Below are 25,591 nucleotides of genomic sequence, written 5' to 3'. Positions count from 1 at the left end.
TCATCCTCCACTTCTTCACCAAGGATCTCTAAATTAGCCAAATTAATTTCTATTGGTGGAATCACACGATAAGGAAAATCAGAATCATTGAAAAGCTGCATGCCACCGCACTCTTTATAAAATTCTTCAAGATCGGATGGCAATATGTGAGAAGAACGAAGTTTTGGTAAAACCGATGCAGGATAAACTTCACAGTTTGAAAGCGTCTTAGCTTCGTTAATAAACCGAATAACGTTATTCATGTCATCGTCCTTTCTGCGGCTGCTCAAAGTTTCTTTGAACTCTCGTTTCCCGTTAGTTTAGTGCTATTTATGCTTACAGAAACTATTCTCAGTTCTTTAGATCATTGAAACTATCTATAAAATAACCATCTGATTTGCGTTCTTTATCAGATCTCTCTAAAAGATCTTCTAATGTACATTTTGTTTGGTCTTCACCAAATCTTCTTATAAGATCAGCTTTGTAGTACTCCATGTCACGGCCTTCAAAAACATAATCTAATGCACCGTAACTATCCCCAATATATATAGTGAAGTCACTGCTAAAGTAATCGGCTATTTCTTTACATATGCTTCTAAGTTCTAATTGCAGTTCTGGGTTTTCCAAAAAACTATACCATCTAAAACATGAATTAAAATCACACATATGTTTATTAAATATGAAGTCAAAACCTCCAGGACCGCTAACCTCGATATATTCTTCATCGCCAATGGCTACTGGATCAAACGGATCAAAGTTCAAAGATTCAATTCTTCGTTGACGATTTAATGACCATTCCATTCTTAAGTGAGGGTTATGTTCATTCACTTTTAAAATAAATTGAACAATCTTAGGGAATCTAATTCCTTTAATGAGCTCCTCTTAAAACTTCTGTATAGACTTATAATCAAAAGAATGTTGAAACGTTGCAGAGAAATTTACTCCCAAAAAGATCACTTCCTAACCGTTAGATTCACACTAAGTTTATCATTATTTATCATCGACAGAATTGAACTATCTTCCCGTTTACTTCAACAAAAAAAGCAGCCGATCGTTCTGTCTGGCTGCCATGTGATTCTATTTCAGCTATCGTTCTGCGTTAGCTCAACGAGATGTTGCCGTTCAGCAGCATTTTTATAATTGAAACGCTACTCGTTACTATTTATAGCCTTCTCCGCGAAATACACCTCATTCTTTTTGACATAGATGTCGTATTGGCTGTTACCATTGGAGCCCATTCCACCAGTGACCTGACTTGTTATTCGGCTACGATATGAAACACCATGACCTTTTAAGTTATTTACAACATCATAATATTTCGATTGATTGAATGTAGTAAAAACAAGATGCCTATGTTTGGAAAAAAGAAACATGATGATATTCATAATGAGTTGTTCGATATTCCCCATATTAATCATCCTTCCTTAAATTTCAGTTAGTTGTGAAACCAGCGACGAATATCCCAAAAACGCAAGTTAAGATTCCGTACAAATTGTATTCCAATCGATTAGGCTTGGTTTAGTGAATATCTTTCATTGAACACCTCTAATTTAGACTTTCAATAATCAAAAAAGTTCCACAATTTTACAGTTTTTATTCCTTATTTATTCAACTCTACTGCCCGTACTTAAATAAACAAAAGAGGAGCTGCCGCGAAGCATTCCCCTCAACAATCCTGCCCTTTAATTCAATGAAAAACAGGGAGCAACTGCCGCGGCAATCAACTCTCTGGTTATTAAACTTACGTTTCTCGTTAGCTTAACTTAACATCAAAATCCATCAATTGGTTGTTCCTTATGTATGTAATTATTTTTTTGCACTCTTCCCTTACTCTTACTGTTCCTATTTCATTCGTAAACCAAGTGTCTCTTCTTGTATCTTCGTCGTTGACTGGACAAAATGTATAAGAAATTGAATCGGGCAGAAATGTCATCATGGTTAGATGGCAACGCCGCATATGATAAGCTGTTGTAACAATCAAAATTCTTTGAACATTAGCTAATCCGATACTGCTCTCCAATACTTCTGAAGAAAATAAAACATTTTCTTTTGTATACTTAGATAATGGTTCGATCAAGATATCCTCTTTAGGAATGTCTTGTTTTATTGCTTCTTCTCTCATCATTTTTGCCTCAACATCATTTTGACCATCCCATTGCATCCCACCTGAAAACAAGATTCTTGGAGCACGTTTTTGTTTGTATAGCTTAATTGCTTCAGGGACTCGATATATTAAAGATTTTTGGCTTCCAAACACAAAAATAACATCGCCTTTAGAACCATCATCCACCAGATTATTAAATAATATCAAGTCAATATGATTTTGAAGAAAGTTCTCAGGATCGAACTGCGAGATCAGCAATTTAATCCCTCCCTTAATATTTTCCTTTTATTGTAACATAAACTAGAACCTGAATCGCACTACGTTGTCCTGCCCGTTAACGTAATGAAGGCCACCGATCAAACCGGCAGCCTCGTCCTAGGTGTTCATTTAACTATAGTTTTTCGTTAGTTGAAAAATTAATCCAAGGTCATTAATTCTTTTTTGTCCTATACTGGAAAGACACGGCAGCCAGGATGGTTGTTATCCCCCATAGAAGAAACCCGCCGTATACCGGGATGAAGACCCAAAGATGCATATCTCCGATTTCTGCATGTCTAAGAAGATACAAGCCAGTGGATCCAATATAAGTAAATGCCACACCGCCTAACCATGCAGGAAAAAGTATCAACCGGCGATTCATTTTTCTCCCCCAGGATTGTACCAGTGACAGTCCAAGCAGTGAGGCAATACAAGCAAGAAGAGCGGTGATATCGATCCCGTTTGAATAAAGTAAATAGATGACAGGACTCCCCGATTTCATGGAAATGTGCAGCTCTGAAACCCCTTTAACGGACCAACCCAGAGCGATTCCGAATGCCCATAGAGTTTTCAATACGGCATAAGGCAGTAATACTGCAGCTGCTGTATATCCCCATATCTTTGAGGAAAGCCATCTGTTTCTCTTACTATTCATCTTGCTCGCTTCCTTGTCCATTATTACCGTCCCAATGATCATGATCATCCCCCTCCTACACCCCCCGATCAATTTATGAAAAGAAATTAAATTGGGCAATTAGCCCCTTATCGAAATTTGCTGAGTTATAACTTATAGATAGTACAAAAAGCGTGGTCAGGAGAATAACGAAGGTCAAAAAAAGTATCATGCCTCGTCTGAAGCTACGTAGGGAAACGCCGGTAGCATGTGCATAATGAGAAGCCGTTAAGGCAGCCAAGATACCCATGATCGCAAACCAAGGTTCGTAAAATAAGAGATCCCACAGAACGGCACTTTGGATATCGCCGATCAGATGAGGAAAGGCAATCGTAATGACCCCAGTCAAATGCAATGTCTTTGTAATGATCCCACTGAAGCCATGTGCGAGTAAAAAAGCAGTACAGATAAGGGTTGGAATCAATATCATCAGACGGTGGAATTGTTTGCCTCCAAGCCCGGGGATCCTCGACGGAACCACCCACGGCTTAGCGAGTGTGAGCAGGATAAAACCACAGATCAGGATGACGACACCCGCGTTGTAACTTGCCATATAAAACCCTGTAGGATCTTTCAATTGAGCCCCATTGCTTATAGAACCACCTGCCGCTTCATAGAAGCGAATGAAAACCGCATAAAAGTACGCCATGAGGAAACCGGCATAAGCAGGCCATACCGATTTTTGGGTAAACCGTTCAAAAAAGTTCATTTCAAATCTCCTCCAATTTCGTATCCATTACATAAATTAACCCTACCTTCATTCTAGCCTGCGAAGGTTAAAATGAAGGTAGGGCCTCGTTTAAATTTCGTTTAATTCGTTTTAAACAAATGAATGCGGGTTCCATTCGTTGAACTTGATACTTTCCATTCCTGATCCATTTCCTGAAGCATTAGCGAGACGATGGACAAACCGATTCCTGCCCCTCTTTGATCCGAATTCTCTTTCATGCCAGGTCCTTTGTCTTCAATCACAATTGCGGTTCTGCCCGCCAGTTCTTCCGTATAGATGCCAATGTAACGGCCATTTTGCGCATGCCTGACTACATTCTGAAACAGGTTATCCAAAATGCGGAGGAACCATTGCGGGTCTACATCCCATATTAATGCTGTTTCCGGCAATCGAACATCTACTTCGAAGTTTTCCTTTTCAAACACCGGATACCATCCGGCAGCAGAAGTGCGGATTAACCTAAGGATATCCGTCTTTTTTTTCTGCATAATGTACTTTCCAGCCGATAATAACGTATACGAAAGCAGGTTTTCAAGCAATTGGTTCAAGACGGCCACTTTGCCTTCAATTAATTGAAGTGATTCTCTTCCTCTTGAAGATAAGTTTTCTTTTTGCAGTGAATACGTGTGACCCTGGATATTCGTGAGCGGAGTGCGCAAATCGTGAGATAGGCTGGAAATGAGTTCCTTGCGAAGGGATTCCTCCTCTTGCTCACGTTTCTTGCTGTTTTTCAATTCGTTGATCATGCGATTAAACGCTGACCCCAAATCTCCGATTTCATCTTTTTTATCCACGATAATTGGGGCTGGAATACCGGTCTCATCGACTTTGGTCATTGCGGTTTGGAGATGAACGAGCCGTTTGCGTATGGTTGAGAAAAACAGCCAAGAGATAAATAGAAAAACGAGGAATATAAAAAAAACGTATACCAGCAAATACTTGTCATCAATAAGCGATAAGCTGGGCGATTTGGTAAGGGCGAGCGGCACTTGGAACACCATGATGCCTTGATCCCGTTCGCCCCCGATAAAAGCAATGATCGTGAATGGGCCATTGCCAACGCTTTTCTCCATGAACTTTATGCTGTCTTGAAATGTCCATTCGCTCGGTATATGTTCTACATCAGAGTGCTTAAGCTGTGTTTTTCCCGATGCATCGACCCAGAACATCGTCGCTAATGAATATTTTCCCTTTAATTTTCGTAGTTGATTAGTAATCTGCTCCGAGGTGGCGCCGTTCAACTTGTTCGCTTCCTCATGCCACATGAGCTCCAGCTTTTGAGTATTAAAGTAGATTGATTTTTGCTCCGCGTGTTTATCAAAGAAAAGCCCGGGGAGGTAATAGAGAGGCAAAACAAGAGGCCAAATAGCAAGTGCAGCAACTACGATCAGCAAATACTTCGTCAACAGGGAATGACGTAAATTCATAGCTTCACCCTGTATCCGATTCCCCGGATTGTTTCTACAATTTGCGGGTTGTTTGGATCCTGTTCAATTTTCTCCCGTAGATGACGAATGTGTACCATTAAGGTTTTGTCACCTTCAATATAGGGCTCACCCCAAACCGCTTCATAAATTTGTTCCTTTGTTAATATTTGATTTTGATGGCGGAGTAAATAAATGAAAATTTGGAATTGCTTTGCCGTAAGTACAACTTCTTGATTCATCCTTGAATCCATAATGAGATTTTGTTCTAAATAGATACGCAAATGAGAGAGCTCAATGAGCGGTGGGGCTATTCTCCCAAAACGCCGGAGCAGCACTTCAACCCTTGCCGCCAGCTCATCTGGATGAAAAGGCTTAGTCACATAATCGTCCGCAAACAGAAGCCCCTGCAATTTATCCTCAATTGTGGATCTCGCAGACAGCATCAAAATAGGAGTCTTTGACAGTCCCTTTTTCAATCGTTGTCCAACTGAAAAGCCATCCAATCCCGGAAGCATAACATCGAGAATCACAAGGTCAGTTTCCTCCATATGCTCGATTGCGCCTTCCCCGGATGTGAGCCAAGTTACTTGATAGCCTCTTCCAGTTAAATCTTCACTTACCCAAGTGCCCATTTCCTTATCGTCTTCTATATATAAAAGCTTCTTTTTCAAGGAATTCTCTACCTCCGCTCAAAGTGTACCTCTGTTTCATATCAGCTTGTGAAACTGGGTTGCTGCTTATTTCTTCCATTCGTTCAGAGAGAATTGGAAGTATTTCCATAGTCAATTTTACATTCATACAATGAAACAACATTCAATTTAATGAAACAATATTATTTTAAAATAACATGTATATATTTACCATACACAAGCATGAAATTATTCATTAAACCTCCCATTAGCACAACAGGCCACCGAGTTTGTCGTCGGCAGCCAGTTTAATCTTTGTTATGGATCTATCGTTCGCCGTTAGCTTAATACCTTCTCGTAACATTCCAGTATTCAAGACGTCCCACCGACTTAAGGCTTTATATGTATTATTAATATTGAAACTAATTGCTGGGCAGTTGGATGCCACGCCAGCCGCTTACATCGCATTGGCCATATTCATTATCACCCACAGCAAACACCGTGCCATCCGATTTAAGGCCGAGAGTATGAGCGCAACCCGCCGCAACCGCCACAATATCGTGCCAGCCACTTACATTGCATTGGCCATACTCATTCCTACCCACAGCCGCCACCGTGCCATCCGATTTAAGCCCGATTGTATGATTACTACCCGCCGCTATCGCCACAATACCGCGCCAGCCGCTTACATCGCATTGTTCATGCTTATTCCAACCCACAGCCGCCACCGTGCCGTCCGTTTTAAGTCCGACGGTATGAAGGTAACCCGCCGCTGCCGCCACTATGTCGCGCCAGTCGCTTACATTACATTGGCCATACCGATTATTACCCACAAACGTCACCGTGCCGTACGATTTAAGCCCGACGGTGTGCCAGTCACCCGCCGCTACCGCCACCATATCACGCCAGCCGCTTACATTGCATTGGCCTTCATTATTTCGACCCACAGCCACCACCGTGCCATCCGATTTAAGCCCGACGGTACGACGCCAACCCGCCGCAACCGCTACAATATCGCGCCAGTCGTTTACATCGCATTGGTCATGCTTATTCCAACCCACAGCCGCCACCGTGCCGTCAGATGTAAGAGCGATTGTATGAGCATTACCTGTGTTCGTCGCCATATGAACATTACCAGCCGCAACCGCCACAATCTCGCGCCAGCCGCTTACATCACATTGGCCATATTTATTATCACCCACAGCCGTCACCGTTCCGTCAGATTTAAGACCAACGGTATGACGACGCCCCGCCGCTATGGTATCTTTAGGCCACCGTTTCACCATTAGCGCTACTTCAATCGGTGAAGTGTAATCCATGTTTTACCTCCTTGAAAACAAGACCTATTTTATTTTCAGGTCATGCTCCTTGCGAACTTCGCAAACACCTCAACAATTTAAATATTTCGCGCATCCATTAAACTATCCCTGCCCGTTTAATAAACAAAAGAGAAGCTGCCGCGAAGCAAGCCCCTCAACTATATTTTTTTGTTGAATGATCATACATTATTTGAGATTCAACTTTTTCAAAATTTCTTTCAACCCATCATTTCTTATTTTGGAGTTATAAGATTCAGGACCGGAAATATGTACGGTTAGCACCGCCCCATCTTTAAGGTCTATCCACGCTGTAGAACTCCTTTCAGTTAGCGTCACAGGATACCCATCTAGTTCAACCATATCCGTCTCATATCTCAGCTCCATAGAACCACCCTCTTGGAACTTAGTATAATAACTATACTGGATCACAATAGGATCGGCGTTCGCCTTTGAAAATGAGGCTAAATAAGAGTACGTGCCGTCCTTCTGAAGCCAGGTTTTTTCGAGCTTCCCCTCCCTGATTTGTTGCGATATTTTCCCTGGAATTCCATACTCTTCAGTCAATTCATACCCTTTAGGCAAAGTTGGCAATATTAATGGAACTGGAGACATCCCCTCAACTTCTACTCGGCCCACCTTATTCTCATTCAATACCCTTTCCGAGGCCAGTCTCTTTTCTTGCTCTAATTCTGGATTAACGCTGCTTGGTGTTGCGTTTTGTTTTGAGAAAATAGGAACATGTCCTATAAAAGCAAGAAGCTTAATCTTGCTTATATTGGATTCTGCGTATGCTGTACCCACGATCAAAATCACACTTAAGAGCAAACCAATAGTTAGACCTCTTTTGGCGCGAGCATGTTTCTTTGTCTTCAAGTTAGAGGTTATCAGATTCCAGGCTCTGCTTTCTAAATGAGGATTCATGATTACGTTCTTTGCCGCCAGGTTTAAAGATTGATGAATTTCCTGCTCAATTTCATTCATGTGTCACAGCCACCTTTCTAAAATAACGCTCTTGGTTCATCTTGTTTCTTAGTTTTAACAACGCTTGATGGATCCGCCACTTTACTGTTCCTACTGGGACGTTCAAAACATTTGCTATTTCTTCTTGCGATAACCCGTTAAAGTATTTGAGAACAATGACAATCCTGATCTTGTAAGGTAACAACAGTGTAATCTGATCCAACATTTCGGATTTTATTTCTTTTTGTTGAAGGATCTCTTCCGGTGTATTGTTGTCAATTTCTTTTTCAAAGAGTATTGATGCCGTCCTTTTCCAACCTAAAACCCCATTTTGTTTGCGCAAAGCATTCTTAGTCACATTAACAGTCACTCGAAATAGCCAATTTTCAAAGGGGTACTGATCTTTATACTTTTGAATGTTAGAAAATAAATGGACAATCGTTTCTTGCGTAATATCATCTGCCAACGAGTTGTTACGAGTAATTAAAAACGCTGTTTGGTGTATCGTTCTGCTGTAAGTTTTAAAAAGCAACCCAAACCCTTCCATATCTCCCTGCTTACATCTTTTTATAATTTCCTCCACTGGTCCACCTCCTTTTTACTTTACATACACTTCTCATCGCAATTTCGTTTGGTTTTTCCGAAAATAGTAAACATATAACATTATGCTTTTCAATTCTACTACCTATTAGCTGAGAAAAGGCTGCCGGTCTGCCGGCAGCCTTAGTCTTGACGCTTATTGAACTATAGCTTCTCGTTAGTTGAATGAATGTTTGCAAAATTCTAATCGATACTGTAAAAGGCCCTCAATGCGAGCCACACTTCGTACCAAAATGTTTTATGTTTATGTGGCTCCGTCACTTCAATTACTTCGCCATTTTTAACGACATAGACCTTCTTGTTCTCAGTCTTGAGCTTATCTCCAAACCCAAAGACAATATCAAAACACTCCTTCTTATAACTTTCCTCTCGTGTATCCGACCATTCTGATTATTCGACAGAAGATCTTTTTTTGATATCATCGTCCTCCTTGAGCCTCTTGTTTTAGCTAAAGTTTCCGTTAGTTTAATCGAACCATTCTTTTTGTGCATGCAATTCAATTTGTTTATAGAGAAAGTCCTCAAATGAGTCAGAAATTACAACAATCCCCTTATCACTTCCTTCATACCACTCCATAACTGGTGGATTATTCCTAACGTTTAACTCGAAAAATTTAAGTTCATACCCTTGATGCATGAAAATATAAAAGCTTCCTCCGGGAGAATTACAGGATAATTGTTCTCAAGTAATATTTCATTAGCCTCACCCTGAAGACTTCTAAGTTTTGAGAATTCAACATCTGTACCTTGAAACAATCTTCCCGAAAAGTGACCAACCGAAAGTAAGTATTGACGATATACTAAAGCCAATTTGAAATCATACGAACCAGGTAAATTTTCCGACACCCATTTAAATATATCTAAAACATAATTTGAAAAGTGGTTATGTAAGTCGGAAATGGTCCACGAGTGCAGCCCGTTCCTTCTCAGTATACTAGGGATTTTTTCCCCATCTACTTTTTCTAAATATTTCAAGAAATTATGATATGCCTCGTCTTCCAATAATTCATTTGTATCATGTGTGGTGATATCTTAAAACAATCCCATGAAATTCATACATATTACCACTCCTTATTTTCACTTATATGTGATTAAATCACTTGGTAATATGAATTAGTCCTGAAATCGTAACTTTGTTCGTTCACTCCACCAATATCACCTTATTTTGGATGTTATGAGTAGAGGGTTTCCACGGTAATCTGCCCGTTAATGCCGCTGCCAGTCTAAAACTATTAATTATAACACATCATGCAAATCTGTCCCAAGCGTTTTTATTAAGGTTCCTCCACCTTCACCTTGCCGGTTAAGTTCAGATTTTGAAGGAAGCCTCCACCAGGGTGATTGAACTGAAAACCGCTGATCACGTGCGGCAGATCACCTTAATTGATGGCAGGATTCATCAGCTCAGACTTTATAGTTTGGACGAATGTTTTACTGAACACAATGTGTTTGTGCACGCGGAACTCGACTTTGATTTTATTATCTCCCAAATCCACGAGAGTCTCTGAGGTGAACTCGTATATTGGGGCGCCATTTCGTATGGATATTTACCGCTTTTTAGGAAAAATGTTCTGACTCCCGTTAAACGCTTTTAAAAGAGAAAAGTTGCAGGGGGCACCTCATGAAATGGAAACAATCGTAACAATTTATTGCTCCATTAACCCGTTAACGGAATAGGCCGCCGATCGAATCACCAGACAGCCTTGGTAAAATAATATTATGGAGCTATTGATTCCGTTAGCGTAACAGGGCTACGAAATCGTTCGGCTGCCCTTTGTTGCTTTTCGCTCTATAGTTTTCCTGTAGTTAATCCGACCAGCCCATACACCTAATACCTAAAAACACAAACCCGATACCGAGTAGGATATAAATAACTTTAACTAACCACCAAGGTAATGCTCTTAATAACGCACCAATTGAATTAACGACAAAAAAGATTATCCATACAAAAAATGAATCGGCAACACCTTCAATATCACGTAATTTTAATTCTTTGGCAATAGTATCTTGTTTGCGTTTTTCACTTTTAACAACTATTATGCCTAATGTAAGAAAAACGAAAGCGATAAACCAGCAAATAATGGCACCAATCAGCCGAAAGGTCAAACTTCCACCTCCGAGTTAGTTGTAATATTCCGTTCATATATTTTTTCCATAATTCAGAAATTGAAACTCTACTACTCATTAGCGTAAAAAAGGACTGCCATTTGGCAGCCCTTTCGTTATTGAACTATAGTTCTTCTTGATGATATCAATCTAAGTGGTGCGAGTTTGGGGTTTGCAGCCATTGCATAGTTAAGATTAATTCGTTAAGATCTTTCTTTGGCTTGTGAATTCTTCCCCTCATGATAGTCTTCCCATAGTGGACCGATGTATTTTTCTAATGTTTTAACGACGTCATCTCTTCGGCTCTCTTCGACATTTGCAGTGTCATTTGAAATATCATTTCTAATTCGTATGAGCACAAATAAAGGGGGTAATGCAGCCTCACGTAGAGCCTTAATCATGTTTTCTTCTTGTGGAGTAATATCCATAAACGTATCTTATTTCCTTTCCAGTAGATTTCTGCTCAAGATAATCTCATTATAAACCCTGACCTCAGTGTTATGGTCAAGAGGAAGTTTGTTGAGCAAATAGCCCAGAACGAAAACAAGCAGATGCCGCGTCCGTGAGGATGGGTTAGGCATTTACAAAATAGCGTTTGGTAGACTATGATTTTAATATTCGCCTATTGGGGGAATTGCACTGGATTCCGGACAGCGTCTACTGTGGCGATTACGCCGTCAATGAAATCAAGCTGAAGGAGATGAATAAAGGATGAAGAATAGATTCGAATTTACTGCAGTCGTCTTAATAGGCAATGGCGAGTTAACAGACGACTTTACCATCGAGCTCGCCAAAATGGTTGACCGTTTGACTGCACAGCTTGAGATCGCCGAGAAAGCACTGCAAACTATTGCGGGGAGCTCAGAGCAAGGTAACGAAGCAGCCAAGACCATTGCAGCAGAAGCTCTAGAATCTATTGTCGAGTAGGTGTCGGCTGCCTTCAATTTGGGTAAATCTATTTCGAACATCCCGTCCAATTCCACTAAGCATTTACCAAATCGATACTTAGCAATGGTTCCTCTGATTGTAATTAATTCAAAATTCAAACAAATAGCCATTTCATAAGCCTCACTTTTGAGCTATAGTTCGCCGTTAGCGTAACACTTGAACATACTTTTTTGTTATTTTCCTCCAACATGAAACACACCAATTACGGTTTCACCATCAACGTCATACAGCGGAATATCACGACCACCTGGTGATCTACTGTTTTGTTTCGCAATGGCTTCCTCGGGTGATTTTGGTAGCTCACCGTCTATGTCTTTTTTCAGCACATATCCTTTTGTGCCATCAACACCTATAGCACTGATTAATTCAGGTTCCGTTTCTGAAGAAGTAGCATCTGTGGCAGAACCGTATGTCTGTCCGTTTTTATTTTTAGGATAGTTCATATTCTTAGCGCCAATATGAAAAGAACCAATTATGGTTTTCCCATCAACATCATACAGTGGTACATCACGACCAGGTTCACCGAGATAATCTTTTTTCAGCACATATCCTGCAATGCCATTCACACTTCCTGAATGGATTAAATCAGGTAGCATTTCAACAGAGGTGGCTTCTTCAGCAGAACCGTATGTCTTTCCATTTTCATTTTCAGGATAGTTAGGAAAATTTGTGTGGCTTTCATTAATCGTACTTTTAGCATATGTGCTTTGGAATGCCATTGCACCTCCCACTACACAAACGATAAAAACCACACCAATCAATATTCTGATGCCTTTAGAATACATGCTCACTTTGTTCACTCCCTAAAAGTTTCCCACTCTTCACTCTATAGCCGTTCGTCTCGTCCGTTTCACTTCTTATACGACACCAAATAATGGAAAGTTGCGCTAAACTGCCCGTTCACTGAGCGAAGGGCTGCCACGACACGGCAGCCCTTCTGCTATTTAACTATCGCTATCCTCTACGGATGTTATGATATGCTTCTTACTCAACCCACGTTCATTTGCTCCGGGTCCCATCGCACCAAAACATTTTGATGCTAGCACCACTTTGTCTCGTTCACCCTCCAGCCATTCCTCGATAATCGACTCGGTTGCACCTGCAATGGCATACGAAGCCCTCCCAGTTGGATACACATCTGCCGTGTCAATAAAACTCACTCTTGCGTCGAACGCCTTGTCAAGTATTTCGAAGGAGGTCCTTTTGTCTGCCTGATTGCCAAATGTCATCGTGCCCAAACACAGATTCGTTACTTTCAATCCCGTTTGTCCTAACGAACGAATTTCCAAAATAATTCACCTCTCCAAGAGCTTTTTATAACTCTTTTATGGTTATCCAAAAATTACTGCTCCTAGTATTTCCTTTCGCTATTGTTATTTTTCTGTTGAGAATACTTCTTTTGCAACCGTCATGGCTGACATTGCCTTCGGCCAACCTGCATAAAAAGCAAGATGGGTCATTACTTCGATTAATTCTTCTTCCGTAAGACCGTTTTGTTTTGCTAAGTTAAAATGGGATTTCAATTGTTGCGTATTCCCGCCAGTAATTAAGCTAGATACGGTAATTAAACTACGGTCACGCGGAGAAAGCTCCTTACGTTTCCATACATCTCCGAATAAAACATCATCGGTTAATTCAACAATCTTTGGTGCAAAATCTCCGAAGTTTTTCTGTGCGACAGTAAGTTCTTTTGAAGAATCTGACATTTAGTATCCCTACTTCCATTTTTTAATTTTACGCTTCAATATATAAGAACTTTAAGCACATCCTTATTATGCAACAACGAAAAAGAGACCGTTATCCCATTCATCTTAAATGATTGCCTATTTCTCTCACGTGAACGAACACTTATGAATTTTTGATTACATTCTCAGTTGCATCTTACCAACCCAGGATACATCTTACCGTTACTTAAGTTACTCCACCTATATTTAACTATAAAAAAAACCAAATAGATTCCCCATCTAACATTGATGAGAGAGTTTCTATTTGGCCTTTTCTAGATATAGTTCAGAATGCCTCTCACACATTGGATACTTGCTCAGTAATTACCTGTGCCTGGTCATATGTTTCCTTCAGACGCTTCATATCAGCTTTGGGAGGATAACCAAACATGCGAGAATATTCACGGCTAAACTGAGATGCACTTTCGTAGCCTACTCGGTAGGCAACCTCAGAAGCATCCGCCGACTCCGTTAATAATAGGCGCCGAGCTTCTTGCAACCGAAGCTGTTTTTGGAATTGAAGAGGGCTCATAGCAGTGATTTCTTTAAAGTGTCTATGTAACGTAGAAATACTCATATTCGCAATTTCGGCAAGTTCTTCAATCCGAAAAGAACGATCATAGTTATTCATTAATTGTTCAATAACATCTTTGATTTGATGGGATGAGCTTTCTTCCATTACAATTTGCTCCAAAATACTCCCATTCTGACCTTGCAAAACCCGATAAAGAATTTCCTTCGTAAGTAATGGAGCAAGCACCGGAATATCTTTAGGATTATCAAGCAAACGAACTAACCTGATGACCGCATCTAACAAAGATGATTCCATCTGGCTAACAAACATAGCTCGCTTAGGATTTTCTTTCGGATCAACTCGAATTTCAGAATCATGTAAAACCTCTAAGATTTGACTCGGTGTAAATTCAAGTTTGAAACCCAAATATGGAACATCGGGAGTGGCTTCGGTGACTTGGGCGGTAACTGGTAAGTGAACAGATGCAACAAGGTAATCGGCAGGACTGTATGTAAAGCGCTCCTGTGCTAACCATACCTCCTTTGCCCCTTGAACTACCATACAAAAGGAAGGCTTGTAAACTCCGTGGCTTTGTCCAGCCGCATTCGAGACACGCATGAAAAATAAGGACGGAATAGCAGTTGAGTGAACACCGTCCTTTTCTGAATATCGCTCAATGATTTTGGCGAGCTCCTTCTGCTGCTTATTGATTATTTCAGACATTTGATTCTCCTTGTTCCTATTCTTTATAGTTCGATTATAGTCCATAATGATTTGTTACATAAGTGGTAGTGAGAGGATTAGGCAAACATTTGGCACGAATGGGATAACAGTCGCTTTGTCATCTGGTGCATAATAAGGATGTGAGAGGGGGACAAATACAATACTGTGAACAATACTTGGAAAATTTACATGCTCACCCTTATCAGCTTTTTGGTCGGTACGTCACAATTCGTGATCTCTGGTATTTTAGATGAGATCGCTACTTCCGTCGGGGTATCGCTATCGGCGGCTGGACGACAGGCTGGAGCGATGTCCAACGTCTCACTGGGCTTTAGCGCCTCACTCGTTTTCGGCGTTCCAATCGGTCGCGTTGTTGCCGCAGTGTATGATTGGAAGGTGATCTTCTGGGGCATTGGATTGTTCACCCTGATTGGAATTTTCGCCGTCGCAAAGGTGATTCCATCTACGAAAGGCGAAGCATCCGTCCCTCTTGGCAAACAACTTGCCCTCTTGAAAACTCCGAAGATCGCTACCGCGCTCGGCGTGACATTCTTCGTATTTGTCGGCTATTCGGTGGTCAACACTTATATTACCCCATTCCTCACCTCCGTTATGTCGTTGAGCGGAGGAGTTGTGAGCGTCATTCTTTTCGTATTAGGCATCGCCAGTTTAATCGGTTCCAAGCTTGGTGGATTTCTGGCAGACCGTAACGGCACCGCGCGCACGCTCGTCATCAGCATGTTTGTACAAGCATTATCTCTTGCGCTGCTATCTATAGCCCCCGGGCCAAACTTCGTCGGCATCCCGTTACTCATCCTTTGGACAATCGCTGCTTGGACGTTTGGACCGACGCAGAATTTTAACCTTCTTTCACTCGCGCCAGAAGCCCCCGGTATCATGCTCAGCATAAACAGCACTTTCGTACAGCTTGGATTTGCAGTTGGCGCTGGTATCGGAGGAGTTACCGTGGGTAGATCGTCGATACTGTCGATCTGCTGGATTGGAGCCGTTGCGGTCGCGGCGGCGGTCGTCGTGGCGTCCGTTTCCTGCGGGCTTACCCGTACGTTGTCGAAACGCGCGGCGACAGAGTGAGCCTGTTATGTTTGTAATGGATAAGATTAAATCTACTTACAAATAATTTTTATAAAATGGAGGATTTTATATGCAAAAAGTAATTTTGAACAATGGTGTTGAGATGCCTATACTCGGTTTTGGTGTATTTCAGATTGCAGATCAAAATGAATGTGAACAAAGCGTTTATGACGCTATTATGGCAGGCTATTGGCTTATTGATACAGCTGCCTCTTATCTAAATGAAGAAGCAGTTGGCAGAGCGATCAAACGGAGTGGTATGGCAAGAGAGGAATTATTTATTACTACGAAACTTTGGGTTCAGGATGCTGGTTATGAGCGAACAAAAAATGCATTTAAAAAATCACTGGAAAGATTGCAATTGGATTATTTGGATTTGTATTTAATTCATCAGCCATTCGGCGATGTTCATGGTTCTTGGCGCGCTATGGAGGAATTGTATCGTGAAGGAAAGGTCCGTGCAATTGGCGTTAGTAACTTCCATGAGGATCGTCTGATCGATTTGATCATTCATAATGAAGTAGTTCCTGCTGTAAACCAGGTTGAAACGCATCCTTTCAACCAACAAATCGAAAATGCAAAATTCATGAAAGAGAGTAATGTTCAGATCGAATCCTGGGCGCCTTTTGCTGAAGGGAAAAATAACTTGTTCCAGAATGAGCTATTGGTATCCATAGCTGAAAAGGTTAATAAATCCGTTGCTCAAGTGGTTTTACGTTGGTTGACACAAAGAGAAGTCGTTGTGATTCCAAAGTCCGTTCGTAAAGAAAGAATTATCGAAAACTTCAATATCTTTGATTTTGAATTAAGCCAAGAGGATATGGAGTCGATGACTACATTAGATACGAAACAGAGCCTATTCTTTTCACATCGCGATCCTGAAATGGTGAAATGGCTCGGTACCCGTAAACTTGATATCTAACAATCGATATTTCGAAAGATCACCGATAGGTTCTGTTTACGGCAAAAGAACCGGGAAATAGTTCGTTAATTTTAAAATAAGGAGCAGATGCAATTTAGCAATCTGCTCCTATTTCGTTTGCAGAATCCAGGTGTTTATTAAGCAAATCTGCCCGTTAACGTAGCGACGTTAATCAACGATAATAAACGATGGATAGGTTCCATTACCGCACTAAGATCAGTGTGCGAACGTGCAATTAAGTTGGTGATAACCTTTATCCGCTAACTCAAAGGTGATGAAGTTCAATCAAATCGCCATAAAAAACGGCGCCTGCCCTAGGCAAGCGCCGATCAACTTACTCATCTCCCATAGGCTCACATTGGACCTCTGTAAACAAATTCAGCGGGAACAACGTGGACACATTGCCGCGCGTCTGTATTAACTCTACGAAGTTGCGGCCGACTTGCACAAGCTGTCCTCCGATTTCGCCCAGATCCTCAGCCCTCGCATTCACATTGAACGGCAGGAGTGGCCTCCCCCGCACCGGCAGCAAGATATAGAACGATGTTGCAAACGGCACCCGCAAGGCCCCCACTGTGAAACCGCTCGCTGAGTTGTTTGATAACACCCCTGTTGTCCGGATTAAACCGGGCGTAACGACTGTAACGATCTTGCCAACAAACGGGGCGAGTCGAGCCGTCAGAGTGATCGGCTTTGGCAGCGGGCAGCCGGAAATGTTTCTGCTCATAGTCATATCATCCTTTCGTTATTTTCCTAAAGGATATGCGGCCGCTCCCCCACCCGATTGGACGTTTCTGTTGCTGAATCTGCCTATTACTTCAACAGGCTGCCATCAGTGACGGCAGCCTGACGAGATGAAGCTATACTTCCTCGTTAGTTCAACGAGCAGCTAATTCACAACTTGCTAAACTCAGTTATTGAGGCATGATGTTTATTTGTATGTAGTCGCATAACTCTCTTAATCCAGCAAAAACATAATGCAAAATTGCCCGAAAGCAGAAAACATAATAAATGGGATAACTAGAAATAGCATGTTTCTGTGAGAGTCATCAGCATTTTTTTTACATAAAAGATTTAGCATGGGACTTAGAAGTACCAAATTTGCAATTAACATCCCTGCTGCAGCTACTAGCGCACCCATACCTGCTAAAAATCCATGACTATAGTAGTCCGGAAACCATTGTTCATAGAAGTTAAATAGTAAGATTGGAAGGCCGATCGAAACAATGACTTCAACGGACACGATAACTACTTTGTTTTGGCTCGTTGATATAGTTTTAGTTATTCCAGCAACTACTAGAGTAAATATACTCAGGATAACAACAATAATTACAACCATGTACCATCACCTGTCTCCTTATAATAATCAATCATTAGTAGGCTCAGTGTAGGTTACATTTGAAAAAATTCACAGTCATATCTTTTTATAGTACCACTCCACTTCGCGAATAACCGACTATTCGCGAGAAAATTAAATCTTACCGCGGGGACACAATAGGCTTCCGATTATCTCACCGGCAGCAGCGATTTCTTGAATTTGGATAAGTCTTCTCTTTTATTGAACTAACGTTCCTCGTTAAAATTAGAATATATTATCCTTCACGCAAACCTAAATATCGTATTTCTTTGTTATCAACAATTGCAATATAGATATCGCCTTTTTCAACTAGTTCGTATATTAAAGTTCCAACTGGTAGCTTGGTAGCAGTATAATTCTCGAATTCACCACTTTCTTTAGTTTGCTTCTTAATCTCCCCGACTTTTTCACCTAATGTTAATTCACGTTCTTTTACCCACTCAATATCTTCTGAATTACTATATATAATGCCATTTAACATAAAAATATCTGCATCTTTATTATTAGTTAAAATATCTTTTGCTGTTGGATTTCCAATATATCGAGAATTAAAAGAAGCAATTATAAAAGTGATGGACAGTATTCCAAAAAGTAAGCACAATTTTCTCATTTAAATCCCCCTTTTATTTTTTTTTGACGTTATGAATATTAAAAAAGTTTCTCGCTTTTCAACTATTCTGCCAGTTAGCGTGGAAGAGGCAACCGCTTTGAACCGGTTGTCTTTCATTTCTGGTTATTGAGCTGTAGTGTCGTCACACGGCTCTCTTCAGAGACTTACTGTCCCGACCGCCCATGCCTCCCCAAGCGGAATGCACAGTCTGAATAAATAGTAATGTGGTTATCATATTTCTCATGAGCATTACTTTTGGTATACTTGGAACAAACCAACTAGGAATGGGTGTCGAGTATTTGAAAAATGAAGATATGCTTGCGGTGCTGAAGGCTCTCTCTAATGAGACCCGTCTCAACATCCTTTGCTGGCTGCGGGAGCCGGAAAAGATGAACGAGAATCTGCCGAACGTTATCAAAGAAGAGTTCCCTGGGGGTGTCTGCGTGGGAAGCATTCAGGAAAAATCCGGTCTGACGCAGTCAGTCATCTCCTCGTACCTGTCCTCCATGCAGAAAACCGGACTGCTGGAGTCCCGACGCTATGGCCAATGGACCTATTACAGGCGCAATGAAGAGGCGATTGCCGCCTTTTTGGAGGAATTTGCGGCCGGGCTGCAGACCAAGAAGAAGTAGCCCCAAAAGTTTTCTCCGAATTGCTTACACTTTCATCTATTCATCTATATATTTGTATTTATAGATGAATAAACAAACCTTTTCTATTCAGGAGGAGAGAATAAGATGACCATATCCAAAACAGCAGCGGCTCTGTTCAAGCCTTTTGAAAACGGCCGACTGAAGCTTGAAAATCGTATTGTCATGGCCCCAATGACCCGCTGCTTTTCGCCGACAGGCGTTCCTGGTCCCGACGTGGCCGGATATTACCGCCGGAGGGCGGAAAACTCCGTCGGTCTCATCATTACTGAAGGAACAATCATTAACCATCCGGCTGCAGCTGCTGACCACGGCGTGCCACATTTTTACGGTGAGGAAGCTCTGGAAGGATGGTCGCGCGTCGTGCGAGAAGTGCATGAAGCCGGCGGCAAAATCGCTCCGCAGATCTGGCATACCGGCACTGCCCGCGAGAGTAAGAAATTCCCTGATTCGAATGTCGACCCGATCGGGCCGTCAGGCCTGAGCCTGACCGGCGAGCCGGTATCAGAGCCGCTGACGGTCGAGGAGATTTGCGATCTCGTACAGGCTTATGCCCAGGGCGCAGCCGACGCGAAGCGTCTCGGCTTTGATGCGGTGGAGATCCACGGCGCGCACGGCTACCTCATTGACCAGTTTTTCTGGGACGTCACCAACAAGCGCACGGATGATTATGGCGGCGATCTGGTTGGCCGCACCAGATTCGCGGTGGAGGTTATCGAGGCGGTGAGAGCCGCAGTCGGCCCCGACTTCCCTATTATCTTCCGCTTCTCCCAATGGAAACCGGTTAATTACGGCGCCAAGCTGGCAGCGAATCCAGAGGAGCTGGAGCTCTTCCTAGCACCGCTGTCTGCGGCAGGCGTCGATATCTTCCATGCCTCCACTCGCCGCTTCTGGGAGCCTGAGTTCGAGGGCTCAGACTTAAACTTGGCGGGCTGGACGCGCAAGCTGACCGGGAAGCCGGCTATAGCCGTCGGCTCCGTCGGCCTGGACTCCGTTTTCACCAGCCTGTTCGAGGAGGGCAAAGGCGGGCAGGCTGCCGGCATCGACAAAGTGATCGAGCGTCTGGAGCGCGGAGAGTTCGACCTCGTTGCCGTCGGTCGCGCGCTGCTGACTGACCCGGCCTGGGCGGCCAAGATCCGCGATGACCGCACCGATGAGCTTCAGCCGTTCACGCGGGAGGCACTTGCCACGCTGAGCTAATTCAACTCCAAAGCTTTTTCAGATCCAATCCAAAAATACCTTTTTTAATTTAAACAAGCGGCTCTATCTGTGAATGCAGACGGAGCCGCTTGTTGGGCTTACATCTATTTAAGAGGCAAATGACGTCAGCACTTTCGGATACAAGCGGCTCCAGCTCGGAATCATGATCTTCTCCGGATAAGAAATACCTTGAAGGAGCTCATCTCCCGCAAAGTCATCTTGAAATTCACCATAAAAAGCGACAAGGAATAGTTCCTTGTCGCTTTTTTCACAGAACCGAAGGGATGTCTCGCGGCATCCCTTTTAGTAATTATTTTTAAAAATAGAGGAGCTCCATCGATGTAAGCTCCTCTGCTATCGTTCTTTGTTAGCGTACTCCCCTACTTTTCTTTAGATATCCTAAGCTACCGTCACGATGATGGGTTGATTCTTTGTAATAATTATGGTGTGCTCCTGTTGTGCTGCAAAGCCGCTGCTCGGTAGACATAAAGTCCACCCATCCGACTGCTCAACGACATAATCCGCACCCGTTGATAAAAATGGCTCAAAAGTAATGACCATACCCTCTTTCAATACACGTTTATCGTGCTTGTTATAAACAGGAAGAATCTCTGTTGGAGCCTCATGTAAGGATTTCCCAATGCCGTGACTGCACAAATTCTTTATAACTTTATAACCTCCTTTTTCAGCTTCGGTTTGAATAATCCTGCCGATTTCGTTCAGTTTTACTCCATTTTTGAGTGAAGAAATTACCTTCATCATAGTATTGTGAGTATAGTTGCAGAGACGCGTTAAAGAAAAATTGTATGGAGGCATTTGAAAAGAGTGTCCCGCATCTGCAAAATAGCCTCCACGTTCAGCAGAAACATCGATATTAATAAGGTCGCCCGGCTGAATTTTTCGATTTCCCGGTATTCCATGAGCAATTTCACGGTTAATGCTGATACACGTGTTGCCAGGAAAGTTTTTGGTTGTTTTTGGAGCAGATACTGCCCCACGGCTATTTAAAAATATTTCTCCGATATCATCCAATTCCTTAGTCGTCATTCCGACACGTGCATGACGTTTCATTTCACTAATTGTCAACGCAACGATTTTACCAATTTCCGTAAGACCATCAATATCTTTCTGGGAACCAATTGTCATAGAATTACCTCCGATTTTTCACATTTATTTTATCACACTGGAAGCTTATTCCACTACCCTGCCCGTTACTTATAATGAATCAAAAAAAGAGCTGCTTCAATGCAGCTCCTGCGGTCTGTGTTAGCTTAATATGCTATATCGCTAATTTTTTTCAATCAATCTTTTAAACTCCGATACTCTTTAGGTGTCTTATTATATTGTTTTTTAAAAGACTGAATGAAGTGATTAACATGATTGAAACCCACTTTACTAGCTAATTCAGTTATCGTGTATTCAGTGGAGCTTAATAACTCAGCACTTTTTTTGATTCGATACTTAATTAAATAGTCATAAGGAGTCGTATGAAGTGTTTTCTTAAAACTTCGAGTGCACTCAGAAACACTAAGGTGTGCAGCATCAGCTATTTCTTGTAGAGATAGGTTACTAAAATAGTTCTGATGGATATAACTAATCATCAATTGAATTCGTTCTTGCTGCTGTTTTATGTGTTTGGGTGATTCTACGCTAGCCATAGAAATATTTGTTATCATGGTCAACCATAACTGTACAGTCATAGTAGAAACCTCGTATTCCCAGCCCCAGTATCCTTTAACTTTGAACTTATCTTTTAATCTCCAGAGTATCTCCAACATAGTGTTTTGCCATTCTGTTTCAGGTCTTATTACTAGCGATAAAAATAAAGAGTTGGTATAAGGGATTACATAATTTTTTTCCATATGACTGTCAGAATAAAAAGCAAGTAATTTCTCCGGGAAATTAAAGCTTACGTATTCGCTATTTTTATCAACTTGCGTAGATACGTGTAATACTCCCTTATTTATAAAAATTGCATGTCCAGCTTTTAGCTCATGAGTTACACCATTGACTTGTATAAAAATCTTTCCTTCAGTTACCAATGTAAACTGGAGTTCTTCATGCCAGTGTAATTCATTAAAGCCTCGTCCCTTAGGAATACAGTTTAAAGAGGTTACGGTATACATAGCATACGGAAAAGAAGTATCGGGATAAAGATTGATCTCATGTAATTTGTTAACCAAATATAGTTCTCCCTTTCGAATATGACGATATATCTATATTTTTTAACGATATTATTACAGAATTATATATGGGATGATGATATTATTATATACCGTTAGATCTTTTCAATACTACAAGTGGAGGTACCCATGAAACTAAATAAATCAAATGCGGCAGTCAATCCGTATTTTTTGCTATTTATCAGTATTCTTGCTATTGGCATATCATCAATTATGATTAAATCATCAAATACTCCTCCCTCTGTTGCAGGAATGTATAGGTTATATATAACTGTATTGATCATGCTTCCTTTTGTGTCTTGGAAAAAGCTTAAATTAACACGATTAACTAAGTATGATTGGCTTCTTGTTTTATCTGCCGGTTTTTTTCTCGGGTTACATTTTTTATTTTGGATGGAGTCTTTATCTTATACATCGGTAGCAAGTTCGATGGTTATTTTGACTTTACAACCTCTATTTGTAATGATTGGATCTTATTTTATTTTTAAAGAACGAGTAAACAAACTAATGGTACTTTGCATGATAACTGCGGTTTTCGGTTCTATCATTATAGCTTGGGGAGATATAAGCGTCTCAAGAGAAGCGCTAATCGGAGATGCACTTTCCTTATTGGGAACTGTCTCCATTTCTGCTTATATGCTAGCAGGACAAAAAGTGAGCCATAGAATACCAGCTAATGTATATAGCGTTATTGTTTTTTTCATTGGTGGTAGCGTCATGCTGATGTACAGCCTAATGAACCATTTTTCTTTAATAGATTATAGTTCCTCTGACTGGATGTACTTCTTATTACTTGCCTTAATTCCAACTATTTTTGGGCATTTTATATTTAATCTGTTACTAAAATCAATCGGTGCAACTACTGTTTCTGTCGGTGTTATCGGTGAACCTGTGATTGCCATAATCCTTGCATACTTTATCTTGGGAGAAGCTGTAAGTTCTTTTCAAATCCTTGGAGGATTATTTACAGTAGTGGGAATGGGATTTTATTTTTGGGCTAAGTCTAAATGATCACTCTTACACATTTTAATAAACAGAAGGCAGCCTGGTAATTGGCTGCCTTCTGTTTCTATCACCACATTAACCTTCCTTACTTCAACGACAAAAGGCAGCCGAGCGTACTGCGCATTTGAGCAGTGTTCTTGGTGACTTTAGCCCAGTTTTAACTTGTCCATTGATCTCTCTCCAATCGGATTCAAATCGATGTCCCGTGTGCCGTTGGACGACGACTCCGATTAGCGTAGCGACTTGAATGCGGCGCGGAGTTCTGCAGTGAAAAGCTCTGGCTGCTCCCATGCGGCGAAGTGTCCGCCCTTGTCGAGCTTGTTGTAATACATGAGCTTGGGATACGCCCGCTCTGCCCAACTCTTCGGTGCTTGATAGAGCTCGTCAGGAAAGACGCTCACGGCAACCGGGATGGAGACGCCCTTGACGGTGAAAAAAGGGTACTTGTTCTCCCAGTAGAGACGAGCCGAAGATATCGCCGTGTTCGTCAGCCAGTAGAGCGTGATGTTGTCGAGGACATCGTCTCGCGTAAGGCCTCCGGGGTGTCCGGCAAAGGCCTGAGAGATCAGCTCCAGACTACGCGCGTCATGGTCAATCATAAAGGCTGCCAAACCGACTGGCGAATCCGCCAGTCCGGTCAGCGTCTGCGGGCGCGTCCCCATCATTTGGCCGTAGCCGAAGTGCTTGTACACGAAGTCCAGCTGCTTGTACGCGCGCTTTTCGTCATCTGAGAGACCGGAGGGCGGCGGGTTGCCGCACTTGAGCGCCATATCAATATAGGCCGGAACCGTGCCAGGCATGTTGGAGTGAATGCCAACCAGTCCTGGAGGTGTCTGTACAGCCATCAAATCCGTGACAACCGCACCCCAGTCGCCTCCCTGCGCCACATACTTCGTGTATCCAAGGCGCTTCATCAGCTCTGCCCAGGCACGTGCGATGTGGTCGGGATCCCAGCCGACCGTGGTTGGCTTGCCCGAAAATCCGTAGCCGGGAATCGATGGAATCACCAGATCGAAAGCGTCCGATGCCTTGCCGCCATATGCCGTGGGATTGGTAAGCGGCTCGATAATCTTTAGCAGCTCGATGATGGAACCGGGCCACCCGTGCGTGACGATGAGCGGCAAAGCACCTTTATGCTTCGAACGAACATGAATGAAGTGAATGTCTAGACCATCGATCTCGGTGATGAACTGCGGCAGGGCGTTCAGCTTCGCCTCAATCTTGCGCCAGTCGTAATCTGTCGCCCAATAGCGCGCAAGTTCCTGAATCGTTGCGAGTTGCACGCCTTGCGATTGATCCGAGACCGTTTCCTTATCAGGCCATTTTGTCGCGTTTATGCGCCTGCGCATTTCGGTAAGTTCCGCTTCCGGAACATTCACATGAAACGGACGAATGGCGTTCTTGTCTGTACGTTCCTTTTTTATCTCCTTTTGAATAGTTTTGGATTTTTGGGGATTTGCTTGCGGATTTCCGCCTTTAGCATTGGCATTAGTGCCGCAGACCGTCAATCCCAGGGACAGGACCAAAATCATTGCCAAACGAAACCAGTATCTGATGCTCATAAGTAGTAACGCTCCATTCGGAAAGTTTTTTATGGATACCCTTCCGGTAGGTTCCATCCGAAGTGCAATTCTTATTCCATTTTTCGGAATAAATGCTGAATCACCCAGCAGTCTACAACTTTATTTTCCTTGGACAGGTGTTTTCATCAATATTTAATTTAACCACAACGGAGTCCTTACTCTTCAACCCCTTTTAATGAAAACATGTTTTCTTTGCCTTTTCATAACCGCAGTAAATGTGAATGTATAATAGTTCCTTCCACTCCACATTATAAGAGTACACCAAAAAAAGGAGTGATTATTTCCATGGCAAACAA

General features: G+C 42.1%; 27 protein-coding genes and 1 pseudogene. 6 read left to right on the top strand and 22 right to left on the bottom strand.

What is annotated here, in order from left to right:
- From GC102_RS37815 to GC102_RS37755, 12 genes and pseudogenes are all read right to left on the bottom strand, one after another.
- Positions 1–242 (bottom strand): annotated as a pseudogene (locus GC102_RS37815) (SMI1/KNR4 family protein); the annotation flags it as partial.
- Between the two features lie 88 nt (positions 243–330).
- The gene (locus tag GC102_RS37810; RefSeq protein WP_171694087.1) at positions 331–741 is read right to left on the bottom strand and encodes a hypothetical protein; all 411 of its coding nucleotides are present in this window, start codon (positions 739–741) and stop codon (positions 331–333) included.
- 991 nt (positions 742–1,732) lie between these two features.
- Positions 1,733–2,341 (bottom strand): YdcF family protein, encoded by a 609-nt coding sequence (locus GC102_RS37805; protein WP_171694086.1) that lies wholly within the window; start codon positions 2,339–2,341, stop codon positions 1,733–1,735.
- A 172-nt stretch (positions 2,342–2,513) separates the two neighbouring features.
- Positions 2,514–3,038, bottom strand: a complete 525-nt coding sequence (locus GC102_RS37800) for a hypothetical protein (RefSeq protein ID WP_171694085.1) — start codon at positions 3,036–3,038, stop codon at positions 2,514–2,516.
- Between the two features lie 31 nt (positions 3,039–3,069).
- A complete protein-coding gene (locus tag GC102_RS37795) occupies positions 3,070–3,723 on the bottom strand; it encodes a DUF3995 domain-containing protein (protein WP_171694084.1) in 654 nt (217 codons plus the stop codon).
- Between the two features lie 101 nt (positions 3,724–3,824).
- On the bottom strand, positions 3,825–5,171 hold the full coding sequence (locus GC102_RS37790) for a HAMP domain-containing sensor histidine kinase (protein WP_171694083.1): 1,347 nt from the start codon (positions 5,169–5,171) through the stop codon (positions 3,825–3,827).
- Entirely contained in the window at positions 5,168–5,842 is a 675-nt protein-coding gene (locus GC102_RS37785; protein ID WP_171694082.1) for a response regulator transcription factor, read from the bottom strand. The genes GC102_RS37790 and GC102_RS37785 overlap by 4 nt, the downstream gene beginning before the upstream one ends.
- 380 nt (positions 5,843–6,222) lie before the next feature.
- Positions 6,223–7,119, bottom strand: coding sequence for an RCC1 domain-containing protein (locus GC102_RS37780; RefSeq protein WP_171694081.1), 897 nt, complete (start codon positions 7,117–7,119; stop codon positions 6,223–6,225).
- Positions 7,120–7,305: 186 nt separating this feature from the next.
- Positions 7,306–8,100, bottom strand: a complete 795-nt coding sequence (locus GC102_RS37775) for a hypothetical protein (protein ID WP_171694080.1) — start codon at positions 8,098–8,100, stop codon at positions 7,306–7,308.
- The gene (locus GC102_RS37770) at positions 8,093–8,662 is read right to left on the bottom strand and encodes an RNA polymerase sigma factor (RefSeq protein ID WP_171694079.1); all 570 of its coding nucleotides are present in this window, start codon (positions 8,660–8,662) and stop codon (positions 8,093–8,095) included. The genes GC102_RS37775 and GC102_RS37770 overlap by 8 nt, the downstream gene beginning before the upstream one ends.
- 1,822 nt (positions 8,663–10,484) lie before the next feature.
- The gene (locus GC102_RS37760) at positions 10,485–10,784 is read right to left on the bottom strand and encodes a hypothetical protein (RefSeq protein ID WP_171694077.1); all 300 of its coding nucleotides are present in this window, start codon (positions 10,782–10,784) and stop codon (positions 10,485–10,487) included.
- Between the two features lie 203 nt (positions 10,785–10,987).
- Positions 10,988–11,212 carry a hypothetical protein gene (locus GC102_RS37755; RefSeq protein WP_171647391.1) on the bottom strand — a complete coding sequence of 75 codons (225 nt, stop codon included), beginning with the start codon at positions 11,210–11,212 and terminating at the stop codon, positions 10,988–10,990.
- Positions 11,213–11,495: 283 nt separating this feature from the next.
- On the opposite strand from GC102_RS37755, the gene GC102_RS37750 reads away from it, so the two are divergent.
- Positions 11,496–11,711, top strand: a complete 216-nt coding sequence (locus tag GC102_RS37750) for a hypothetical protein (RefSeq protein WP_171694076.1) — start codon at positions 11,496–11,498, stop codon at positions 11,709–11,711.
- A 194-nt stretch (positions 11,712–11,905) separates the two neighbouring features.
- Here the strand turns inward: GC102_RS37750 and GC102_RS37745 are convergent, their stop codons facing one another.
- The 4 genes from GC102_RS37745 to GC102_RS37730 form a co-directional block, all read right to left on the bottom strand.
- Positions 11,906–12,523, bottom strand: a complete 618-nt coding sequence (locus tag GC102_RS37745) for a hypothetical protein (protein ID WP_171694075.1) — start codon at positions 12,521–12,523, stop codon at positions 11,906–11,908.
- A gap of 153 nt (positions 12,524–12,676) precedes the next feature.
- The gene (locus GC102_RS37740) at positions 12,677–13,021 is read right to left on the bottom strand and encodes an aldo/keto reductase (protein WP_171694074.1); all 345 of its coding nucleotides are present in this window, start codon (positions 13,019–13,021) and stop codon (positions 12,677–12,679) included.
- Between the two features lie 84 nt (positions 13,022–13,105).
- On the bottom strand, positions 13,106–13,438 hold the full coding sequence (locus GC102_RS37735; protein ID WP_171694073.1) for a carboxymuconolactone decarboxylase family protein: 333 nt from the start codon (positions 13,436–13,438) through the stop codon (positions 13,106–13,108).
- A gap of 316 nt (positions 13,439–13,754) precedes the next feature.
- Entirely contained in the window at positions 13,755–14,693 is a 939-nt protein-coding gene (locus GC102_RS37730; protein ID WP_171694072.1) for an AraC family transcriptional regulator, read from the bottom strand.
- Between the two features lie 165 nt (positions 14,694–14,858).
- On the opposite strand from GC102_RS37730, the gene GC102_RS37725 reads away from it, so the two are divergent.
- The gene (locus GC102_RS37725) at positions 14,859–15,785 is read left to right on the top strand and encodes an MFS transporter (protein ID WP_171694071.1); all 927 of its coding nucleotides are present in this window, start codon (positions 14,859–14,861) and stop codon (positions 15,783–15,785) included.
- Between the two features lie 70 nt (positions 15,786–15,855).
- The gene (locus GC102_RS37720) at positions 15,856–16,707 is read left to right on the top strand and encodes an aldo/keto reductase (RefSeq protein WP_171694070.1); all 852 of its coding nucleotides are present in this window, start codon (positions 15,856–15,858) and stop codon (positions 16,705–16,707) included.
- Between the two features lie 334 nt (positions 16,708–17,041).
- Here GC102_RS37720 and GC102_RS37715 read toward each other — a convergent pair whose 3' ends face one another.
- The 3 genes from GC102_RS37715 to GC102_RS37705 all read right to left on the bottom strand — a co-directional run bounded on the left by GC102_RS37715 (position 17,042) and on the right by GC102_RS37705 (position 18,674).
- Positions 17,042–17,434 (bottom strand): hypothetical protein, encoded by a 393-nt coding sequence (locus GC102_RS37715; protein WP_171694069.1) that lies wholly within the window; start codon positions 17,432–17,434, stop codon positions 17,042–17,044.
- A gap of 231 nt (positions 17,435–17,665) precedes the next feature.
- On the bottom strand, positions 17,666–18,046 hold the full coding sequence (locus GC102_RS37710) for a hypothetical protein (RefSeq protein WP_171694068.1): 381 nt from the start codon (positions 18,044–18,046) through the stop codon (positions 17,666–17,668).
- A gap of 253 nt (positions 18,047–18,299) precedes the next feature.
- Entirely contained in the window at positions 18,300–18,674 is a 375-nt protein-coding gene (locus tag GC102_RS37705; protein WP_171694067.1) for a hypothetical protein, read from the bottom strand.
- Positions 18,675–18,988: 314 nt separating this feature from the next.
- Between GC102_RS37705 and GC102_RS37700 the strand changes: the two genes are divergently transcribed.
- Entirely contained in the window at positions 18,989–19,306 is a 318-nt protein-coding gene (locus GC102_RS37700; protein WP_376769439.1) for an ArsR/SmtB family transcription factor, read from the top strand.
- Positions 19,307–19,411: 105 nt separating this feature from the next.
- On the top strand, positions 19,412–20,524 hold the full coding sequence (locus GC102_RS37695; protein ID WP_171694066.1) for an NADH:flavin oxidoreductase: 1,113 nt from the start codon (positions 19,412–19,414) through the stop codon (positions 20,522–20,524).
- 399 nt (positions 20,525–20,923) lie between these two features.
- Here the strand turns inward: GC102_RS37695 and map are convergent, their stop codons facing one another.
- Together map and GC102_RS37685 are read right to left on the bottom strand one after the other, a co-directional pair.
- Positions 20,924–21,670, bottom strand: coding sequence for a type I methionyl aminopeptidase (map, locus tag GC102_RS37690; protein ID WP_171694065.1), 747 nt, complete (start codon positions 21,668–21,670; stop codon positions 20,924–20,926).
- Positions 21,671–21,825: 155 nt separating this feature from the next.
- Positions 21,826–22,707, bottom strand: coding sequence for an AraC family transcriptional regulator (locus GC102_RS37685; RefSeq protein ID WP_171694064.1), 882 nt, complete (start codon positions 22,705–22,707; stop codon positions 21,826–21,828).
- A gap of 129 nt (positions 22,708–22,836) precedes the next feature.
- On the opposite strand from GC102_RS37685, the gene GC102_RS37680 reads away from it, so the two are divergent.
- The gene (locus tag GC102_RS37680; RefSeq protein ID WP_171694063.1) at positions 22,837–23,718 is read left to right on the top strand and encodes a DMT family transporter; all 882 of its coding nucleotides are present in this window, start codon (positions 22,837–22,839) and stop codon (positions 23,716–23,718) included.
- Between the two features lie 224 nt (positions 23,719–23,942).
- Here GC102_RS37680 and GC102_RS37675 read toward each other — a convergent pair whose 3' ends face one another.
- Complete coding sequence (locus GC102_RS37675; RefSeq protein ID WP_246321354.1) at positions 23,943–25,274, bottom strand: epoxide hydrolase family protein; 1,332 nt, start codon at positions 25,272–25,274, stop codon at positions 23,943–23,945.
- Positions 25,275–25,591: the final 317 nt, after the last annotated feature.

The sequence above is a fragment of the Paenibacillus germinis genome, assembly GCF_013141785.1.
In the GTDB taxonomy this organism is placed as follows: Bacteria; Bacillota; Bacilli; order Paenibacillales; family NBRC-103111; genus Paenibacillus_E; species Paenibacillus_E phytorum.
Note: the sequence above shows the minus strand (reverse complement) of the source record. Positions and strands in the feature narration are given on the sequence as shown.

Coding starts and splice junctions, on each gene's coding strand:
- map (WP_171694065.1), bottom strand. CDS start 21,670: ATGACAATTGGTTCCCAGAAAGATATTGATGGTCTTACGGAAATTGGT.
- GC102_RS37790 (WP_171694083.1), bottom strand. CDS start 5,171: ATGAATTTACGTCATTCCCTGTTGACGAAGTATTTGCTGATCGTAGTT.
- GC102_RS37795 (WP_171694084.1), bottom strand. CDS start 3,723: ATGAACTTTTTTGAACGGTTTACCCAAAAATCGGTATGGCCTGCTTAT.
- GC102_RS37730 (WP_171694072.1), bottom strand. CDS start 14,693: ATGTCTGAAATAATCAATAAGCAGCAGAAGGAGCTCGCCAAAATCATT.
- GC102_RS37675 (WP_246321354.1), bottom strand. CDS start 25,274: ATGAGCATCAGATACTGGTTTCGTTTGGCAATGATTTTGGTCCTGTCC.
- GC102_RS37695 (WP_171694066.1), top strand. CDS start 19,412: ATGACCATATCCAAAACAGCAGCGGCTCTGTTCAAGCCTTTTGAAAAC.
- GC102_RS37705 (WP_171694067.1), bottom strand. CDS start 18,674: ATGAGAAAATTGTGCTTACTTTTTGGAATACTGTCCATCACTTTTATA.
- GC102_RS37710 (WP_171694068.1), bottom strand. CDS start 18,046: ATGGTTGTAATTATTGTTGTTATCCTGAGTATATTTACTCTAGTAGTT.
- GC102_RS37800 (WP_171694085.1), bottom strand. CDS start 3,038: ATGATCATTGGGACGGTAATAATGGACAAGGAAGCGAGCAAGATGAAT.
- GC102_RS37755 (WP_171647391.1), bottom strand. CDS start 11,212: ATGGATATTACTCCACAAGAAGAAAACATGATTAAGGCTCTACGTGAG.
- GC102_RS37735 (WP_171694073.1), bottom strand. CDS start 13,438: ATGTCAGATTCTTCAAAAGAACTTACTGTCGCACAGAAAAACTTCGGA.
- GC102_RS37750 (WP_171694076.1), top strand. CDS start 11,496: ATGAAGAATAGATTCGAATTTACTGCAGTCGTCTTAATAGGCAATGGC.
- GC102_RS37720 (WP_171694070.1), top strand. CDS start 15,856: ATGCAAAAAGTAATTTTGAACAATGGTGTTGAGATGCCTATACTCGGT.
- GC102_RS37715 (WP_171694069.1), bottom strand. CDS start 17,434: ATGAGCAGAAACATTTCCGGCTGCCCGCTGCCAAAGCCGATCACTCTG.
- GC102_RS37680 (WP_171694063.1), top strand. CDS start 22,837: ATGAAACTAAATAAATCAAATGCGGCAGTCAATCCGTATTTTTTGCTA.
- GC102_RS37780 (WP_171694081.1), bottom strand. CDS start 7,119: ATGGATTACACTTCACCGATTGAAGTAGCGCTAATGGTGAAACGGTGG.
- GC102_RS37700 (WP_376769439.1), top strand. CDS start 18,989: ATGCTTGCGGTGCTGAAGGCTCTCTCTAATGAGACCCGTCTCAACATC.
- GC102_RS37775 (WP_171694080.1), bottom strand. CDS start 8,100: ATGAATGAAATTGAGCAGGAAATTCATCAATCTTTAAACCTGGCGGCA.